The 19003-nt window shown below is 65.8% G+C and carries 15 protein-coding genes; 6 read left to right on the top strand and 9 right to left on the bottom strand.

The annotated features are described in order from the left end of the window. Positions 1 to 40: 40 nt before the first annotated feature. From J8M50_RS32335 to J8M50_RS32365, 7 genes are all read right to left on the bottom strand, one after another. Positions 41 to 997 carry a formylglycine-generating enzyme family protein gene (locus J8M50_RS32335; protein WP_010358134.1) on the bottom strand — a complete coding sequence of 319 codons (957 nt, stop codon included), beginning with the start codon at positions 995 to 997 and terminating at the stop codon, positions 41 to 43. Next, entirely contained in the window at positions 994 to 2682 is a 1689-nt protein-coding gene (locus J8M50_RS32340) for a WD40 repeat domain-containing protein (RefSeq protein ID WP_010358133.1), read from the bottom strand. The genes J8M50_RS32335 and J8M50_RS32340 overlap by 4 nt, the downstream gene beginning before the upstream one ends. Beyond that, complete coding sequence (locus J8M50_RS32345; RefSeq protein WP_010358132.1) at positions 2679 to 3350, bottom strand: GTP cyclohydrolase II; 672 nt, start codon at positions 3348 to 3350, stop codon at positions 2679 to 2681. Before J8M50_RS32345 ends, J8M50_RS32340 begins: the two co-directional genes overlap by 4 nt. Then, complete coding sequence (locus J8M50_RS32350) at positions 3347 to 4711, bottom strand: MFS transporter (protein WP_078481243.1); 1365 nt, start codon at positions 4709 to 4711, stop codon at positions 3347 to 3349. The genes J8M50_RS32345 and J8M50_RS32350 overlap by 4 nt, the downstream gene beginning before the upstream one ends. 28 nt (positions 4712 to 4739) lie before the next feature. Next, positions 4740 to 6629, bottom strand: coding sequence for a WD40 repeat domain-containing protein (locus J8M50_RS32355; RefSeq protein WP_010358130.1), 1890 nt, complete (start codon positions 6627 to 6629; stop codon positions 4740 to 4742). A 494-nt stretch (positions 6630 to 7123) separates the two neighbouring features. Beyond that, a complete protein-coding gene (locus J8M50_RS32360; RefSeq protein ID WP_010358129.1) occupies positions 7124 to 7912 on the bottom strand; it encodes an ATP-grasp domain-containing protein in 789 nt (262 codons plus the stop codon). 128 nt (positions 7913 to 8040) lie between these two features. Continuing rightward, on the bottom strand, positions 8041 to 8613 hold the full coding sequence (locus tag J8M50_RS32365) for an NADPH-dependent FMN reductase (RefSeq protein WP_010358128.1): 573 nt from the start codon (positions 8611 to 8613) through the stop codon (positions 8041 to 8043). Positions 8614 to 9486: 873 nt separating this feature from the next. Here J8M50_RS32365 and J8M50_RS32370 point away from each other — a divergent pair. Then, positions 9487 to 12201, top strand: coding sequence for an AfsR/SARP family transcriptional regulator (locus J8M50_RS32370; protein ID WP_223786362.1), 2715 nt, complete (start codon positions 9487 to 9489; stop codon positions 12199 to 12201). Between the two features lie 19 nt (positions 12202 to 12220). Here the strand turns inward: J8M50_RS32370 and J8M50_RS32375 are convergent, their stop codons facing one another. Then, positions 12221 to 13114 (bottom strand): serine/threonine protein kinase, encoded by an 894-nt coding sequence (locus J8M50_RS32375; protein ID WP_010358126.1) that lies wholly within the window; start codon positions 13112 to 13114, stop codon positions 12221 to 12223. A 197-nt stretch (positions 13115 to 13311) separates the two neighbouring features. Between J8M50_RS32375 and J8M50_RS32380 the strand changes: the two genes are divergently transcribed. The 5 genes from J8M50_RS32380 to J8M50_RS50225 all read left to right on the top strand — a co-directional run bounded on the left by J8M50_RS32380 (position 13312) and on the right by J8M50_RS50225 (position 17776). Continuing rightward, entirely contained in the window at positions 13312 to 14406 is a 1095-nt protein-coding gene (locus J8M50_RS32380) for a hypothetical protein (protein WP_141655632.1), read from the top strand. A gap of 30 nt (positions 14407 to 14436) precedes the next feature. Continuing rightward, positions 14437 to 15617 (top strand): IS3 family transposase gene (locus J8M50_RS32385; protein WP_107116120.1). Its coding sequence is split into 2 segments (ribosomal slippage): positions 14437 to 14701 and positions 14701 to 15617, totalling 1182 coding nucleotides; the frame shifts between segments, so codons are not numbered across the junction. A gap of 44 nt (positions 15618 to 15661) precedes the next feature. Next, positions 15662 to 16048, top strand: coding sequence for a PD-(D/E)XK nuclease family protein (locus J8M50_RS50220; RefSeq protein WP_075661173.1), 387 nt, complete (start codon positions 15662 to 15664; stop codon positions 16046 to 16048). Then, on the top strand, positions 15994 to 17109 hold the full coding sequence (locus J8M50_RS32395) for a pPIWI_RE_Y domain-containing protein (protein WP_141655686.1): 1116 nt from the start codon (positions 15994 to 15996) through the stop codon (positions 17107 to 17109). The genes J8M50_RS50220 and J8M50_RS32395 overlap by 55 nt, the downstream gene beginning before the upstream one ends. Then, positions 17102 to 17776 (top strand): pPIWI_RE_Z domain-containing protein, encoded by a 675-nt coding sequence (locus J8M50_RS50225; RefSeq protein ID WP_158002857.1) that lies wholly within the window; start codon positions 17102 to 17104, stop codon positions 17774 to 17776. Before J8M50_RS32395 ends, J8M50_RS50225 begins: the two co-directional genes overlap by 8 nt. Here J8M50_RS50225 and J8M50_RS32405 read toward each other — a convergent pair. Beyond that, positions 17719 to 18899, bottom strand: a protein-coding gene (locus J8M50_RS32405; protein WP_107116120.1) for an IS3 family transposase whose coding sequence is annotated in 2 segments (ribosomal slippage) — positions 17719 to 18635 and positions 18635 to 18899 — 1182 coding nt in all. Because the reading frame shifts where the segments join, the coding sequence is not laid out codon by codon here. The two genes, J8M50_RS50225 and J8M50_RS32405, sit on opposite strands and share 58 nt — an antisense overlap. Positions 18900 to 19003: the final 104 nt, after the last annotated feature.

Genomic DNA, 19003 nt, shown 5'->3' on the forward strand with positions numbered 1-19003 from the left:
TTCCCGGGCCGACCGTCCCACGGCCTCGGTGCCGGCTGTGTCACGGCGTCTCGGCCAGCCGGAACCCGATCGCGTAGATGGGCTTGTCGTACCACCCGTGCCGCCGGGTGCACCGCGTGAGATCCCCGTACCGCGTGAAACTTCCGCCCCGGGCAACCCGGTAGGACCCCCGCGTCAGCAGCAGGTCGTCCGGCTCCGCCACACCCCCGGGATATCCCACGTAGTCGTCCGCGACGAACTCCTCGACGTTCCCGGCGACATCGTCGAGCCCGAACGGACTGCGCCCCGCCGGATAGATCCCCACCGGCGTCGTCCTGAGCGGCCCCGCCTCCACGGTGTTGGCGCACTCCGTCCGGAACCCCTCGCCCCACGGGTACTCCCGCCCGTCCCCGCCGGACGCCGCGTACTCCCACTCGGCCTCCGACGGCAGCCGGAACTGCCGCCCGGTACGCCGCGACAGCCACGCCGCGTACGCGTCCCCGGCCTCGGCGGGCACCCCCCACACGGGATGGTTGGCCAACTCCCGGGGAAACACGCCGAATTGCCAGGACCCCGGCAGCCACTGCGCCTGCGTCTCCGCCAGGAACACCTGGTACTCGCCGTTCGTCACCGGATACCGGCCGATCCTGAACTCCGCGATGTCGACGTCGTGTCGAGGCGCCTCCTTGGCGATCCACTCCTCCAGCACGCCCACGTGGGACCACCGCCGGGCCACCCCGGCGACCAGCTCCTCCGCCAGCCCGATGGTCACCTTCGCAGCCGGTATGTCCACCAACTCCGGCTCGAACACCCGGAGTCGGGGATCACCGAGCAGGGCGAGCAGCGTCCCGGCCGCGTACCGCCGCTCGTACGGCTCGTGCGCGGACCCCGCGACGACGGCGAGCGTCTGCGGCGACGCCGCCAGCAGCTCGCCGTCGAACTCCGGCTCGGGACCGCGCCGTACGAAGGACTCCGGGAGCCCCATCGCGGCGCGGTCGGCGAGTTCGTTCGGGTTCACGCCTCGGTCCCCGGAACCTCGTACACCTGCCCGTCGTACGAACCGGCAAGGAACACACCCGCGTCGGTGTCGTACGTCAGCGACGAGATCCCCGACGTCGTGGGGCGGCGGACGGCCGACCACGCACGCGAGTCGGTGTCGAAGACCGCCACCAGGCCGTTGTACGACCCCGTCGCCACGTACCGTCCGTCCGGCGAGGCCGTCACGCACTTGATGGAGTGGTCGTGGGGCGTGGAGTGCGAGGTCGCCGAGGCGCCGTCCCACAGGCGCAGCACCAAGTCCCGGCTCACGCTGGCGAATTGTCCGCCCGGCAGTGCGGCGCAGCCGTTGGCGATCCGGTCGTGCGCCGCGTCGGCCCGCGCGAGTTCGGCGAAGTCGGCCGTGGCGAACCAGGACGCGGCGGCGTCGGCGCACACCGAGAAGATCTGCCCGTCGGAGACGGCGACCCCCTTGACCGCACCCGCGTGCAGCGGAAGCGTCGCCTCGTGCTTGACGGCGCCGTCCGGCCCGACGGAGAACACCAGCCCCTCACCCGTGTACGCCCCGAGGACGACGTGCGGCACGCCGTCCCGCTCGAAGGCGGCGCCGCAGTTGAGCGGCGAGCGGTGCTGATGGAGGACCTCACCCGTCAACGCGTCGAAGACCGTGCCCATTTGGCCGCCGCTGAACACCCGCCCGGCGACCGGCGTGAGGAAGTTGCACAGGCTGCCCGTCTCGGCGACCGGGACGCCGTCCCGGCGGAGGATTCCCGCGTCCCCGATGGTGAGCCGGGCCCCCTCGTGCACGGCGACCGCGTTCACACCGTGCGTCGGCTCGACGTGGTCGAGGTCCCAACTCCCGCTGCCGATGCGGTGGATGGCGTACGACGAGCCGAACGTCGCGAAGACCAAGGTGTCTTCGTCGAGGAAGGCGCAGGAGCGGGGCCACACGTCGGCCGGGAAGGTCGACGCGGCGACCGGCCGCAGCCCGTCCGTCACGTCCCACACCCGCATCGTGCGGTCGTAGCTCAGGCTCACCATCCGCCCGTGCGCGGCGTCCAGGACGAGCCGCTTGATGCCGGCCTCGTGCGCGTGGTGCGTCGCCGTGCCCTCGCCGCGCAGCTCGACGATCTCGCCCTCGTCGTTGCCCGCGAACACCGTGCCGTCCGGCGTCACCGCGAGCGTGTCCGTCTCGACGTCGCCGAGATCCGTGTCGGAGACCAGGCCGCCGGTCGCGATCGACCAGCGCTTGATTGTGCCGTCGTCGCTGGACGACACCAACTCGTCGCTGCCGTACGCCCATTCGACCGAGATGACGTCGGCCGTGTGCCCGGTGAACGTGTGCAGCAGGACGCCCGAGAAGTCGTACACCCGCACCCGGTGGTCCCGCGACGCCGTCGCGATCAGCGGCTTGACCGGGTGGAACGCCGACATCTCGACGTCGTCCTCCTGGTCGGAGAGGACCGCGAGCAGCTTCAGGTCCGGCACCGACCACAGCCGGGCCGTGTAGTCGCTGGAGGAAGAGACCAGGTGCTTGCCGTCGGGGCTGAACGACACCTGGTTGGCGAGGTGGTCGTGGACCGCGCGGGCCAGCGCCCGCCGCGTCGCCACGTCCCACAGGACGAGCTGGTTGTCGTAACCGGCGGTCGCCACGAACCTGCCGTCGTGGGCCGCGATTCCGCTGATCGGGCCGTTGTGGCGGATCACAGGGCAGACACCTCCAGGGAGTTGGGGTTCGGTACGGGCAGGGTGTGGCCCGCGTGCCGGGCCTTCGCGTCGAGATAGCGGCTGTTCTCCCCGGTCAAGTACACGCCGGTGGGCACCCGTTCGACGACCTCGATGCCCAGCTCCGTCAACTGCTCGGCTTTGTCGGGGTTGTTGGAGAGCAGCCGGATCCGGGTCAGGCCCAGCGCGCGCAGCATCTCGGCCGCCGCCGTGTAGTCGCGCTCGTCCTCGCCCCGGCCGAGCAGCCGGTTCGCCTCGAAGGTGTCGCTGCCGCGGTCCTGGAGGACGTACGCGTCGAGCTTGTTGTACAGGCCGATCCCGCGCCCCTCCTGGCGCAGGTACAGCACCGCTCCCCCTTCCCCGGCGACGAGTTGGAGCGCCTCCTCCAGCTGCGGGCCGCAGTCGCAGCGCGCCGAGCCGAAGACGTCACCGGTCAGGCACTCGCTGTGCAGCCGGACCAGGGGGACCGTGCCGAGCGGCACCGGGACCACCACGGCCACGTGCTCCTGGTGGTCGGCGAGTTCGGTGAAGGTCACCAACTCGGCAGCGGTGCCGGCCCTGTTGAGGGTGACCTGGACCCGGGCGCGGATGCCCGGCGAGGTGTCGCGGGTGGCATCGCTGCCCAACCCCTTGTTGTTGCCGTCGCTCATGCCGGGACGGCCTCCTCTCGGGACGAGGTGTGCGGGGAAGGCGCCCACTGCCGCCAGGTCCGCCACAGCCAGAGCAGACCGGCGAGCTGTACGGCGCCGAAGGCGAGGAACACGGCGGAGGAGCCCAGGAGTTCGGCCAGCGCGGGCACCACGAGGGGACCGGCGAGGATCGGCAGCCCCAGCACCAGGTCGACGATCCCGCCGACCCGGCCCAGCGCGTCCGCCGGCACGAACTTGAACACCATCAGGTCGCTCGCCACGCTGAGCGCCGCCTGGAAACCGAACATCACGACCATCGCCGCGACGAACACGTGCACCGAACCCGACGCCATCAGCAGCAGCGCCGCGCCCATGCCGACCGTCCCGACCAGCGTGATCGCCCGGAACGGGAACGTCTTGCGCTCGGAGACGAGGATCGTCCCGAGCACCCCGGCGATCCGCACCCCGACCAGCACCAGGCCCACCGCGCGCGGCGACAGATCCCAGTCGTGCTGGAGCCGGAACAGCGACAGCGTCATGGTGCCGGTGGTGCCGACCACCAGCATCGGTACGAAGACGAGGATCGCGTGCAGCAGGACGGGCGCCCGCCGCATGACCTGAACGCTCTCCAACAGGCCCTTGATCAGTCCGACTTGGGCCGGGCCGCCGGGCTCGACGCGCGGTGGGTGCACGCCGACCAGCCACACCACGATCGGCGCGAAGAACGTCAGGACGTTGAACCAGAGCAGCCCCTTGTACCCGACGACCAGCAGCGCGGCGCTGACCAGCAGCGGGCCGACCACGTTCGTCACCGTGTACAGGCTGCCGAGGCTCGCCCGTGAACGCACCGGATTCTCCGGGAACATGTGCGCGACGCCGGTCATCCAGCCCATCCGGTACCCGGCGCCGCCGATCTGCACCAGCGCCCCGAACACGAACAGCGGCCAGACGGGGGCGTCTTCGGCAAGTCCCGTCAGATTCAGGGCAATTGCCGCGGCGGCCTGCACGAGCAGGCCCGGGACGACCAACACCCGTGCCCCGTAACGGTCCACGACCGCGCCGAGCACCGGCGCCAGCAGCAGCGTCGCCGGGGTCAGCACCGCCAGCAGCGACATGATCGCGAGGGACCCGGTGCGTTCGTACACGAACAGGGGGAGGGCGACGGTGTAGACGGCCTCCCCGATGTTGTTGACGACATTGCCGGTCGCGAAGATCTGGAACCGCCGGTCCCGCCAGGGGGAGGGCTTCGCCTCGTCGAGGCCGGGAGCCGACAACGGGCCGGGTGCGGCGGTGAGTTCGGGTCCGTCCGCCGGGCCGGGGGCGGGCACGGGTCCATCGGTCCTGCGCACGCCCTCGCCCCTTTCCGCATCGCTCTTGCTCACGGCCTCGCCTCCTGTGGGTGCGGTTCGCTCACGGCATCGTCTTCTGCCGGGGCACGATCAGGTCGCGTACGCGCGTCAGTGGGGCCTTGCGGTCCTCGGTGGCCGTCAGGAAGACCCGGATCCAGCCGCCCCGGCCGCCGACCAGCAGCACCTGCTGTCCCTCGTCCCCGAACGGCACCGCCGCGAGCGCCTTCGCGAAGTCCGGCAGATCCTCCACCAGGGCCGTGATCTCCGTCGACTCCCGCTCGTACACGGAGAGTTGGGCGCCGTACGACACCGCGTACACCGTGTCGCCGAGGAACGCGCCGTTCTCGACGGTGTTGTCCAGCAACTCCGTCCAGCGGTGCGTCACTTCACCCGTCAGCAGCGAGAGGCGCTTCACGCCGTTCTCGCCGGTGATGATCAGGTGGTCGGCATCCTCCGCCCACATCCGCTTCGGGTACTCCTCGGTGTTGAACTCCCGCAGCACCGTGTCCCCTTCGGCCGGGTACACGCTCACGAGGCCGGTGCTGGAGGCGATCACCCGCTCGCCGGACGGCAGGTAGCAGCCCGCCCACGCGGAGGCCCGGCCGATGTCGATGCGGGCGATCAACTCGCCGGTGCGCGCGTCGAGTTCGTCCACCCCGTCGTTGTGGCAGGCCAGCAGCCGGGAGTGGTCCGCCGACCCCGACACGGTGTGCGCGAGCGCCGCGAGCCGGTGGCGCCACAGCTGCGTGCCGTCGCGGTCGGTGCGGAACACCCACTGGTCGCGGGTGACGCCGGCGTACCCGCCGGGGAGCGGGACGACGCGGCGCGTGAAGCCCATGCCGTGCACGTGGTGCGCGCGGGTCGCGAGGTACGGCTCGCCCAGGTTGTCGGCGAGGACGGCCAGCACGGCGACGCCGTCGTCCGTCGCGACGTACAACTCGTCCGACTCCAGGGCCGGTTGGATGTCCCACACGCACTGCCGCCGGAACGGGGCGCGGGCCAGCGTCGTCGTGCCGTCCGCGCTGAGCCGGCGCAGGTCGCCGTCCTGGGTCAGCGTGTAGATCGAGCCGTCGTCGTGCACGGCGAAGTCCGTGAGCTGGTGCGCGAATCCGGTGACCGTCGAGCCGACCTTCAGCTCCGGCGCGCTGTTGTCCAGCAGGTGCAGCACGCCGTCGAAGCCGCCGACGTACACGGTCCGGTGGTCCGGCGAGAACGCCAGGAACTCCACATCGTCGCGGGCCAGCAGGAGTTGACCGGTGACGTTGCCCTGCGCGTCCAGCGTCAGCACGCCGTTCGCGATGTTGTTGTTCTCGTCGACGCCGTCGTCCTGCGTCGCCCAGAAGCGGTCGTGCAGCGGGTCGTACAGGATGCGGTGGATGTTCCCGCCGTCCGCCTGTACGACGGTGGGGAAGTCCAGGGTCTCCAGGTCGCCGAGGAACACGCGCCCGGCCTTGTCGGACGCGGCGTCGATGCTCGGGTGGTCCTGGCAGAACCACTCCAGCGGCACGTGGCCCGCGAAGTTCGGCTCGATGCGCTCGACCGCGAACGTCTCCAGGTCCAGCACCGCCATCTGGCGGTACCCGTTGTTCATGTAGACCTTGCCCTTGTGCACCGTGATGCCCCGGCTCATCACCGGCGACGGCTCCTCGCCGTCCAGCAACTCCCCACGATTGGCGGTCCGGTCGGCATCGAGCACGTCGATGAGCTCCAACGTGTCAAGTCGCCACCGCAGCAGGGTTCCCCGCTTGTCGCGGCCCACCACCCAGCCGTCGGCCGCGGTGATCGTGTACACGGGCGCGTGCCCGGCGGCGACGGTGCCGGTCGGCGCGGGCGAGGAACGCAGAATGCGCAGGTCGTCGTCCAACAGGTGGATACGGCCGGTGATATCGGCGGCCAGCAGCCCGGCTCCCGGTACGTGCACGATCCGTACGACGCGGTCGGTCAACTCCATCTCAGGCTCCTTCAAGGGGTGTTCGGGATCTCGGGGGGCGGCCGTGGTGCCGGGTACAGCCGTGGCGGGCACCGCGCGAAGCGCCGTGCCCGCCACGGAGAAGAGACGTCGCCCTAGAGGGCGGACTTGCGGGAGCTGACGCCCCGGCGAACCGGCTTGCGGATCATGGCAGTACCTCCTTCACGCGTTTCGTAGGGACGGGGGAGTGCGACCTCAGGCAGACACGGCCTTACGGGCGCTGACACCACGGCGAACCGGCTTGCGGATCATGGCTGTTCCTCCTTCCCTGCCCTAGAAGAAACGGAGGACGGTCCTCAGACCGCGGACTTGCGGGAGCTGACGCCCCGGCGAACGGGCTTACGGATCATGGCGGTACCTCCTCCCACGACTTGTTCTCGCCGCCGTCTCCCGGCGACACCCCAAAGGTGCCGCGCACCCTTACCGAACGGGTCCCGATGCGTTCCCCGCCGGGGGAGGGAGGGATCCCACCCAGATCAGCCCGCCAACTCCCCTACCCGCCCCGCGAGTTCCAGCGCCCCCTCCGCCGACTCCGCCCCCAGCACCACCTGCCCCCACCCCCCGGACACCGCGACCGCCACCGCGTACCGCCCCGCCCGTACCGGCGCCACATCCCGCCCGGCGAGCACCTCGAACGCGTCCCGCACCGGATCCCGCCCCGCGGCCACCCGCACCAACCCCGCCACCACCTCCTCCGCGACGACGGTCCGGCACCCGGTGGTGACGGGCCCCCGCGGCGTCAGCACGACGAACGTGTGCGCGGGCCCGTACTGGTACCCGGCGAGATCGAGCAACGAGCCCACGGCGGACCGTAACGTCGCCGCGACACCCCCACCAACCGGCGCGGGAAACAACACCCCGTACGGCGTCTCGACGCTGATCCCGACGACGCGATGCATCCCGTGCACGCTCAACGTGTCGACCCGGAACAGCTCCCCACCCCCCGAACCCCCCACCCGCGCAAGCCCGTTGACACCCCCCGCCCGCCGCACCGCCGCCACGTCCCCCAACAACCGCACCGCACCGGCCGGATTGACACACAGCCCCGCCTTCTCGGCCACCCCGACCGCCTCCTCCAACGCGGCCTCGTCCCGGAAGTCGACGACCATCAACCGCTCGGAAAGATCCGCGAGTTGACCCCCCGGGGGACATCGCCCCGCATCGCACAACGACCACACCCGGAACCCCGCCGCGCCGGCCGCCCGCACGACCTCCACGGACGGTCCGACGAGCAGGATCCGGGACTGCCGGGACGGTTCACTCATGACGACGACTTTCGCGAAGAGTTGAGGAGAAGAAGGCACGTACAACGACGGCAAAAGCCGGGCCCGGACGCCGACTTGCCGTCCGTGCCCGGCCATGGACCGGTGAGGGGATCGAGCGATAACAGAGGTCAGACGGCGATCGAGGCGGCACCCCGCCCGGCCGCCTCCAACGCGGCCCGCACGAGACTCTCCAGCTCGGCCAGCACCCCAGGGTCCTCGAACTCCCCCTCGATGGTGACCAGTTCCTCCGCATGGGCGACAGCCACCGGCGGATGCTCCACGACCAGGGCCCCCGCATGCCCGAGCACCTCGACCAGCCCGGCCTGAGCGTCGACGGCTCCCCGGGGCCCGGGCGAGGCACTGACGACAGCCACGACCCGCCCGTCGAGGCAGCTCTCCCCGTAGGGCCGCGACAGCCAGTCCACGGCGTTCTTCAACACCCCGGAAGAAGCCCCGTTGTAGGACGGCGTACTCATCAACACCACATCCGCACCGGCCACTTGCTCCCGCATCCGCACCACAGCCTCGGACCCGTCCACCGCGTCCAAGTCCTCGTCGTAGAACGGCAGTTCCCCCGGTCGCACGACCACGGCCCGCACCCCACCGAACCGCTCCGCCACGATCCGCCGCACCGTCGCGACGACAGCCGAGTTGTACGACCCACCCCGAACACTCCCGGACATAAGCACAATCTCGGTCACTTCACCCTCCCTCTCAGCCCGAACGATTCCCCCGCACCCTAAAAACCCCGGATTCCGATCCGTTCCCGGTCCGGTACCGCCCTTCGAGTCCTGAGCCTGCGGTCAAGCTAGCGCGCCACGAACGTGAGTCTGACGGGACGTTGCGATGACATCATCGATGCGACACCTCGGGCACTTGATACTCGGCTCTTACCGCTCTTGATCCCAGACCAGACCAGACCCTTTCGGCGTCAGCAGCAGGCATGAACCGAGAGTCTCCACGCATGAGCCAAAACGCGCCAGGCGGATCCGGAACAGACCGGATCCGCCTGGCGCGGCCGTGCTTTCGCGCTGTTCAGTTTGGTCGAACGGTGCTCCTCAACGCGAATGCCTCGGCTTCGGCCTCAGTCACCCTCACCGAACAACTCGGTCTCGTAGAACCGCTGTGCTGTCGGGCGGACTGGCTTCCACCCATGAGTGCACCGCACGGTCGAGAGTGAGCCGGGGGTCGGTATGGGTACCGGACGGGGCCTGCGTCGCCGCCGGGGAGGCCAGGTCGCTTTGATGCGTCGATCGTGTACAGATCGGCCAGAGGCGCGTCGGATGTGCTTTCGGTGCGTGCTCATGGACTACTCCCTACTCGGATTGGGGGGTGCGGAAAACGGATCCGCGCACACATGAACTCGGATGAGTTGCTGCCGCTTCCAGGCGCACCTGGTTACTTGTCCGATGCTTCACCGGGCTGATCGGGCGGCATGACCACAGTGGCAGATCTGATGTGGCAGGGCCAACTCTTGGGTGTTAGCCGAACGTTAATCTCTTCGCCGAACCCCGTGGCATGCTTTCTCTCACTTGCTGAGCGCGGCGTCAGTCGCAGGCATGAGGGGTGGACGCATGGAATTTCGTGTATTGGGTCCGGTGGTGGTTATGGAAGCCGGCGTCATGGTCGAGGTGAGGTCGGCGAAGGCTCGCGAACTTCTGGCCGTTCTTCTGCTGGCACCCGGACACCGTGCTTCGCACTCCCACATCACGCGATGCCTGTGGCCGGGAGAAGAATCGAACTCGAATCGAATTCGGCAGATCTTTCATCAACTGCGGCGGTCTGTTCCAGGGGTTGTCGTGGACCGGAATGAGCCAGGCTATGGCCAGATTTGCGTCGCTCCTCAAAGCGTCGACTGCGTTCGGTTCCTGGAACGGAAGCGTGCCGCGGAAAACACGGTGAACCCCGCGGAGCGTCTCGCATCACTTCGCGCCGCGCTCGCCGAGTACCGGGGAACACCTTTGGAGGACATGCCTGGAACCGGGTTCGAACGTGAGAGGGCTGCACTCATGACTGAGTTGAGGGAAGCTACAGCAGCCTGCGTCCAAGCGGAGCTGGAGTGCGGCGAGACACACAGCGCGCTGGACCGAGTCACTTCCGCGCTGACCAGCTGGCCGGACAACGAGAATCTACTCAGGCTCAACATCGCCGCCCTGCAAGCTCTCGGCAAGGAAGACGAGATTGAGGAGCTGCTTGCCTGTTGGAGACGGCAGTCGGGGCGTCCGACGTTCCATCTGCTGCTGGCGGACGGCACAGAAGAAACGCGCCGAGGCGGGACTGACATGAAGGCCACGCTCCCCGCCAAGTTACGTCAGCTTCCGGTGCGACCTGCTGTTTTCGTGGGTCGGCAGTCTCAACTGCATCAGTTGAGCAGGGCTGTTCTGGGCCAGACTGCGGGCTGCAGCCGAATCGCTGTCGTCTCGGGCATGCCGGGTGTTGGAAAGACCGGTCTCGCTGTGGAGGCGGGGGCCAGACTTGAGCAGCACTTCCAAGACATCCTGTACGTGGATCTCGGAGGATTCTCAGGAGGGGAACCGGAGCACTCCGGGGCCATTCTGGCCAGATTCCTCAACGACCTCGGTGCCCGTTCCAAGACTCCGACCATGGACGGCTTGGTGTCCGCCTACCGCTCCAAGCTCGCCGAACGCACGGTACTGGTGATCCTGGACAACGCACGAGACGAACACCATGTCCGCCCTTTGCTCCCCGGCGACGCTGGAATGAGTGCTGCGATCGTCACGAGCCGTCTACGCATGGACGGTCTCTTGATCAAAGAACGAGCCTGTCTCGTCGACCTCACTCCTCTGGAAATCCCCGCTGCTGCTGAGCTGTTGCGGAGGCAGGTGGGTGAGGACCGCATGCGAACCGTAGTTCCGTTCATCGACGATCTCGTCGGATACTGCGGCGGACTGCCGTTCATGCTGGCGCTTGTCGCAGCGAGGATCGTCCTCCGCCCGGCACAAGCTCTCGGCAGCATCGTCCGAGAGCTACGTGACGACAGCACCAGATCAAACTTCTTGGATCTCGGACCGAAGGATTTGAGTATCCGTCTGCAACTGGACGCGTCCTACGGACTGCTCTCGACGCAGGCCGCAAGACTCCTCTGGCAGCTGGCGGTTCACCCGGGCCCGACGGTCAGTTGGACTGCCTTGCGCGCATTCGAACCGACGAGCGGCTTCGTCGTGCGGGCGGTTGACGACTTGGTGCGGATGAGCCTGGTGACCGAGGAACCGACTGGTGAGCGTTATTCCCTCCATGACCTGGTCCGTGTCTATGTCACGGAAAAGGCTGAGCAGCAGGACGACGAAGAGCGCGAGCTGTTGATCGACCGAGTTTTGTCCTTTCTCCTCCACAACGCGTGGGCCTGCGACCGTAAGCTTGATTCGGGCCGCCGTCTCCCGATCGGGGAGGCGGACGGTATAGACGTCGTTGCCCCTTCCGACTCCGCAGAGGCGATGAAGTGGTTCGACACCGAGTATTCGACTCTGACAGCCGCGCTCAGACTTTCCAAGAAGCATGGCCGCGACCGGTACACGTGGCTGCTCGCGATGGCCATGGTCACATTTCAATGGCGTTCCGGCCGTCATCTGGACGCGCTCAGATATCTGACCTTTTCCCTCCCCGCTGTCGAACGGGAGGGCGGACCTGCTGACATTGCGATGGTTCTCCGAATGCTCGCCGGCACTCACCGGAGCCTGGGAGATTCCACCCAGGCAGCCAGGGAGCTACGCAGGGCGGTAAGTCTGAGTGAAGGCTGCGACGACCTTGCCGGTATTTCTATGGGGGGATATCTGCTGGGAGTTCTGCTGCGTGAGGGAGGTGCACCTGGTGAAGCGTTGGAACACTTCACTGCTTCTCTGGCTGCCTTCGAGCAGCTTGGTGATGTGCTAGGCCGCGGTGTAGCGCTGAGTGGCATCGGAAATTCCTTGTACGACCTGGGGAAGTATGAGGAAGGTTTGAATTATTGCCTGTCTTCTTTGAATGTGCTGGAGCGTACGGAGGATGTCAACGGTCAGGCATATGCGCTGTTCAGCCTGGGACGCATCAGGGTGGCTCGGAGGGACTACGGAGAAGCCATAACCGACCTTGAGCGTGCTCTTGTTCTGTATCGGTTCCTCTCCTATGGAAGTAGGGCGGCCAGAACACTGGTCTGGCTTTCGGAGGCGTTGCAGGATGCGGGCCGGATGGCAGAAGCGATGGACGCGATCGAACAGACCCGCTCGGAGTTGGAGAAGCTCGGTGAAAGTGACCTAGATGCCGCGATGGAGCGACTCCGTAACCTGCCGTGATGTCTGGCCGATCCGTGCTTCAAAGTTGTGGTGCCAGGCGCCTGTAAGGGAGTGTCGGATCGGGACGAGGCGCCTTCGGTGAAGGATGAGATCCCGGCTTGGGTAGCGACGAGTGCAGGAGGCTCAGTACTTCAGCAGCTCCGTTCGGCCGTTCCTCTGGATTTATGGCGACCATGGATATTCCAAGAGACCACAATGGTTTGGGGAGGATCCCCGAAAAATTACTGGGAAATGGAGGAGGTGTTGATTTGAAAGGGTACTCCAGGTCGCTGTATGGCAATTTCGAGGTGGCCATCTTGAATAGTAGGGCACCTAGCGCGAAGATGTCTGCTCTCGCAGTTACTTGCACTCCTTCGATGAACTGTTCAGGTGCTGAATACAGTTGGGTGCCACGTGGCTCAACATTTTTCGAATCATTCTTGATGGCAATTCCGACGTCCAGTAGTCGAATTCGTCCGTCGGGTTGCAGCATTACGTTCTTCGGAGTGATGTCACGGTGTATGTACTTCTTTTCGTGTAGTACATGGAGGGTTTCGCAGAGCTGTGCAATGACCGAGACTGCCGAATCCGTCGGCACCGGATGGTGGTCCTGGATCCAGGAGTCGAGCGTGACTCCGTCAATCAGCTCCATGACGAGAAACTTGCGTTCGTTGTTTCCGTGTGATCCGATATCAAAAATCTCGGGCATTCCTGGAACTTCCAGCATGGCATGGAGATTGCCGTATTCGGTAACTATGTCATTGCCGTATGCGGTGTAGGTTTCGGTGGATTCCGTGACCCGGGCGAGCTGAAATTTTACTACAACCTTCCGCTGGAGTTCCCTGTCCCACGCGATGAAGGTCTCGCCCTCTCCTCCTTCGCCAAGCTTCCGAACCAGTTGGTAACGATTCTTGAGGAGGGTTCCAGGGATCACTTATTCGCTCCATGTGTAAATCGAAACCCAGCCGGTTCGTTCGAGAACCTTGGGAGAGAGGAAACGAGGGAATTATGATAGCAAGTTGGCCGCCTGACGGGCTCGTCGGAGGTTCCGGCGTCATCCACATACGGCTGGGAATGTTCGGCCCGGAGCGGTACCGGTGCCCGGCATCGGACGCGTTGAAGGCGCGGGGGATGCGACCGCGCGATCGAGGAGCAGCGAAGCCAGAAGCGCTGGAGACCTTCACCAACAGCCCGTTCATGACGGCTGCCGACATGCTTGAGCGGCCGGCAGACTTTCCGTCCGAGGGCCGTCGACGCACTCCTCTCCACGATGGTCTGCAGCTGTGGACTGAGCACGCGCTGCGGATGTACCACAAGGCGTTTCCACCCGGTGGGGAATTACGCCTGGCGCAGAAGGCGTGGGCTTATCGGCATCTTCGGCCAGCTACTGACGTCGAGGGCGCCACGCTCTACCGGATCACGGCCTGGGGACGTTGCTTCGAGTCGGCTGACGGGCGCCTGCGTGAACTGCGCCTGCCGGTCACCCGTCTGCGGGAACGAAGCGATACCGAGCGTGCGGTGGCCGCGTTGGTCGCAGCTGAGGGTGAAGGCGATCCTCGGGTCGAAGAGGTCAGGGTTGTTCAATTCGCCTTGTCCGATGGTCGCCCAGCCCCGGTGTTCGAGGGAAGCCGTGCACAGGCTCTGGCTGAGTACCGGGAGTACGGAGCATCGGCAGTCCGCGCCCTGCCGGACAATCAGGAATACCGGCCCGGAAGTGCCTGCGTCTCATGTGCTGTGGCGAGCGTGTGTCCTGCCCTGCCTAAAGCCGAAGGACTGCTGGGTGTGGCCGACCGCGGTCGCCCGCGTCGTAGTTGGTCCTCGACGACAGGCCGAGGACACGCCAAGTGCCCGGCGCGTGGCCATCTACGTAGCCTGCGGCTTCCGTTGAACGATGAGGTGGAGCGGAACGCCGCCGCCGAGCGAGGAAGAGCGGTCCACGACTTCCTTGCGGAAAGGCACGGTCGTTTGCCCGCAGTACCGTGCACTTCTCGGATCCCCGCAGACTGGGTGCCCAAGAAGTATCAACTCCCCGATGAAGAAATACGGTTGGGCGCTGAACTGCTGCGTCACCACGCTGAGGTGTGCCCGCTGAGAGTGGCCGGAGCACAGTCTGAGATCCGGATCGAGCCTCGGCTGGTGTTCGACGACACCGCTGCTGACCTACTGGTGCTGACGGCTCCCGACCTGTTTGAGGGGCCACGAAGTTTCCGGACAGGCACCCAATAGTGTTGTCCTGAACAAGGAGACGAGGAAGAAGTGGCGCCACCCAGTAAATACTCGCCGGAGTTCCGCGAGGAAGCCGTCCAGATCGCGTTGAGGTCAAGCAAGACGATCTCCGAAGTCGCCCGGGAGCTTGAGGTGAACTCGGAGACGCTGCGCGACTGGGTGAAGAAGCACCAGAGGCAGCACGAACCGGCACCCGATGCGGAACTGACGGTGAGCGACCGTGCACGCCTGAAGGAACTCGAACGACGCAACCGTGAACTGGAGATGGAAAACTCCTTCCTGAAAAAATGCGCTGCGTACTTCGCGAAGGATCCCCGGTAGCAAGCAAGTACGAGTTCATCGACGAGATGCGACTCGACACCGGGAAGTACGCATACAGCGTCGAGTTCATGTGCGGCCGACTCGGCGTCTCCAGATCCGGCTACTACGACTGGCGATCCCGCCCGGAATCCGCGACAACCCAGCGGCGCGAAGAACTGAAACTGCTCATCCGGAAAGCCTTCGACATGTCCGACAGCACCTACGGGCACCGGCGCATCCAGGCCCAGCTGCACCGCTGGGGCGTCGCCGCGGGCGCGGAGCTGGTCCGCCGGCTCATGCGCGAACTGGGCCTGGTTCCCTGCCAGCCACGCCCGAAGAGGTTCAGCCTCACGCAGGCTGCGGCCGGCCGGGTGCCGGACCTCGTCGGCCGCGACTTCACCGCGGACGCGCCAGGCGAAAAGCTCGTCGGCGACATCACCTATATCCAGACCGGGGAAGGCTGGCTGTACCTCGCAACAGTCATCGACTGCTGCACGAAGGAAGTCATCGGCTACGCGATGGACGACCATTACCAAACCCCACTGATATCCAGAGCGATCCATAACGCGGCACGGAACAGGAACCTCTCGACCAGCGCGATATTTCACTCGGATCGCGGAAGTAACTACATGTCAGCCGAGTTCGGGAGGACTCTGGAACACTTCGGGCTCCGCAGATCTGCAGGCCGCACCGGGATCTGTTTCGACAACGCCATGGCCGAATCATTCTTCGGTGCCCTGAAGAACGAGCGCGTATCCAGGGTGACTTACCTGACCCGCGAGGCCGCCAGGCAGGACATCACTCGCTACATCGAATTCTGGTACAATCACAAACGCCTCCACTCGGCAGTGGGTTACCGCCCGCCGCGTGAAGTCCACGCCGAGTACGAGAAGTTGCGAATCGCCGCGTGAAATAGACAGTCAGAAGCCTGTCCGGAAAACGTGAGACCCCTCAGTTGTACCGGGATGCTGGAGCCTGGGTATGGCGTGAGGTCAAGACTTCGGGCAGCGATCGCCACCGCCACGACGTGCTGAGCACATACCCTCAACTGGCTCTGGCCGTGAAGATCCTGGGTGATGGCCTGCTGGCCGGGGCCCCGGTGGGGGGCCGGGTCGAACTGGAACTGCTGTGCCCTGGCGGGGTCGACTTGCGCACGCTCGACCCCTCCGCGCCGCAGACCCGTGCCGCTGCTGAGAAGGTGCTGCGGGAGCAAGTGTCGGGCTGGCACGCGGAGACCCTGTTCAAAGCGGTGCCCAGCGCTGAATGTGCCACTTGCGAGGTGGCCCGATGGTGCTCGGCGCGACCGTCACAGGACCAGGTGCCGAAGGCGCCGAGTCGGTGACCGAGGAGGAGAGAGCGGGGACCGATCTGCTTGCCGCTGTCGCCCGCGGAGTGATCGAACTGTCCCGGGCAGATCAAGCGGTGACGTTTCGCCTCCCCTATCCGCCGAGAATCCAACTCGCCCTGGACCGCGTGGTTCTGGCGGGACTGACTCGCGACAGGCCTGTGCCCGGCAGTGTGCCTGAGCTGTTGGCATGGTGCCGGGACAAGGATCTGGCCGACTGGTGGCCGCTGAAGTTGCCGGACAACTTTCTGACCGCGGGCGCAAGGCTTGTTCATGCGGTGGGGAACGAGGCCACCCGGACCTGTGCGGAACTGGCCTCCTACGGTCCCGACGGCTTCCTGGAGGGCGAAGCGGAAGAGGTCCTGGCCATCCTCGCCGATGCATGCGGTACGGAGGAGCGGTTCGCGGCTTGTCGTGACTTCCTGATCAGGCGGCCGGTCATCCTTGAGTACAACCCGATCGAGTTCCTCAAGCCTGCTCTGGCCCATACCTGGAAGTTGGTGCAAGGAATTTATGGTCCTGTACCTGATCGTTTCAGGGTTCACCGCATGGTGTACCGCTGTGCCGGATGTCTGCTGCTCGCGAAGCCGGTGACAGTCGATACGTCCTGGTGCGAAGGCGGCTGCCGACCTGGCGAACGCGTGCTCGAATCAACGCGGCAGCCTGAACAGACCTGCGTGCTGCCCTTGGGGCTCCGACTGTTTCTGTCTCTTCCCGGTCGTACGGAGCTGACGGTCCGCTCTCGTTCAGCTCGCCGGACACATCTGTTCCGGCAGCGCACGGGACTACACCGTTTTGTCAGCCACGATGGATCGACGCGTGCCTTTCAGGTCCACGACCGTGAACAGCCGGTGCTGGCCGCGCTGAGTGCTGCCGAGACCGTCGCTGGGCTGGACGTACCCCTGGATGTCGTGATCCCGGACGAGGCGGCGAACGGCCCTGGGTACCGGGAGGCGTTCGGGAGGGCACTTCCAGACGGCGTGAAGATCCGTCTCCTGTCCGTCAGCGAGTTCACAGCGCCGCGTCAGGAAGGTCTTGAGGAAGGCGAACATGCGTAGCACCGATCTGTCCCTGACGGAGGTGACGGAACTACTGGCGTCGGCCGCTCCAGAACTGAAGAAGGAGAGACGCGTCTCGCTGTGCGAGATTGAAGTAGGGCTCTTTCTCCAAGAGAGGGTCACACCCGGCGCCCCGGCCCGCGATGCCTGGGTCCTGTTCAGCGGCTACCCCTTTGCGAAGGCATGGGGAGCCGTGGACGAGGAAGGACAGCAGACTCTCCGAACAGCCAGATACACCCTGTGGACGTGGGCCCGCCGCCGTGCGTGGACCGATGCGCTCAAGGAATATCAGCAGCTTGATCGCCATCTAAGAGCTTACGAGATCGGCGACCTCGACGCCCCGGCTGTCCGTCGTCCTTCGCTGTCAGTGGCGCCGGACCGCTGGCGGACGTATCAGCGGCTCCTGGACAGAGCGCCCGAGTTCGCCGGACAACCACTGGCCTTCGCCAAACCAGGCCTGCACGCGTTTCCTCTTGGCAGACACCTCGGAACTGTCAGTCTGCCCGGGCAAGTTCCGTTGCCGCCGAGGGGACACGACCTCGCGGCCTGGCCGGTGAACGAGGGAGTGAGGGGTCTCACGTTTTCCGGACAGGCTTCTGACTGTCTATTTCACGCGGCGATTCGCAACTTCTCGTACTCGGCGTGGACTTCACGCGGCGGGCGGTAACCCACTGCCGAGTGGAGGCGTTTGTGATTGTACCAGAATTCGATGTAGCGAGTGATGTCCTGCCTGGCGGCCTCGCGGGTCAGGTAAGTCACCCTGGATACGCGCTCGTTCTTCAGGGCACCGAAGAATGATTCGGCCATGGCGTTGTCGAAACAGATCCCGGTGCGGCCTGCAGATCTGCGGAGCCCGAAGTGTTCCAGAGTCCTCCCGAACTCGGCTGACATGTAGTTACTTCCGCGATCCGAGTGAAATATCGCGCTGGTCGAGAGGTTCCTGTTCCGTGCCGCGTTATGGATCGCTCTGGATATCAGTGGGGTTTGGTAATGGTCGTCCATCGCGTAGCCGATGACTTCCTTCGTGCAGCAGTCGATGACTGTTGCGAGGTACAGCCAGCCTTCCCCGGTCTGGATATAGGTGATGTCGCCGACGAGCTTTTCGCCTGGCGCGTCCGCGGTGAAGTCGCGGCCGACGAGGTCCGGCACCCGGCCGGCCGCAGCCTGCGTGAGGCTGAACCTCTTCGGGCGTGGCTGGCAGGGAACCAGGCCCAGTTCGCGCATGAGCCGGCGGACCAGCTCCGCGCCCGCGGCGACGCCCCAGCGGTGCAGCTGGGCCTGGATGCGCCGGTGCCCGTAGGTGCTGTCGGACATGTCGAAGGCTTTCCGGATGAGCAGTTTCAGTTCTTCGCGCCGCTGGGTTGTCGCGGATTCCGGGCGGGATCGCCAGTCGTAGTAGCCGGATCTGGAGACGCCGAGTCGGCCGCACATGAACTCGACGCTGTATGCGTACTTCCCGGTGTCGAGTCGCATCTCGTCGATGAACTCGTACTTGCTTGCTACCGGGGATCCTTCGCGAAGTACGCAGCGCATTTTTTCAGGAAGGAGTTTTCCATCTCCAGTTCACGGTTGCGTCGTTCGAGTTCCTTCAGGCGTGCACGGTCGCTCACCGTCAGTTCCGCATCGGGTGCCGGTTCGTGCTGCCTCTGGTGCTTCTTCACCCAGTCGCGCAGCGTCTCCGAGTTCACCTCAAGCTCCCGGGCGACTTCGGAGATCGTCTTGCTTGACCTCAACGCGATCTGGACGGCTTCCTCGCGGAACTCCGGCGAGTATTTACTGGGTGGCGCCACTTCTTCCTCGTCTCCTTGTTCAGGACAACACTATTGGGTGCCTGTCCGGAAACTTCGTGGCCCCTCAGAGAGTCCCTGTCCTTCGCCTGGGACGACCTCAAAGC

This window comes from Streptomyces acidiscabies (genome assembly GCF_020010905.1).
Classification (GTDB): Bacteria; Actinomycetota; Actinomycetes; order Streptomycetales; family Streptomycetaceae; genus Streptomyces; species Streptomyces acidiscabies.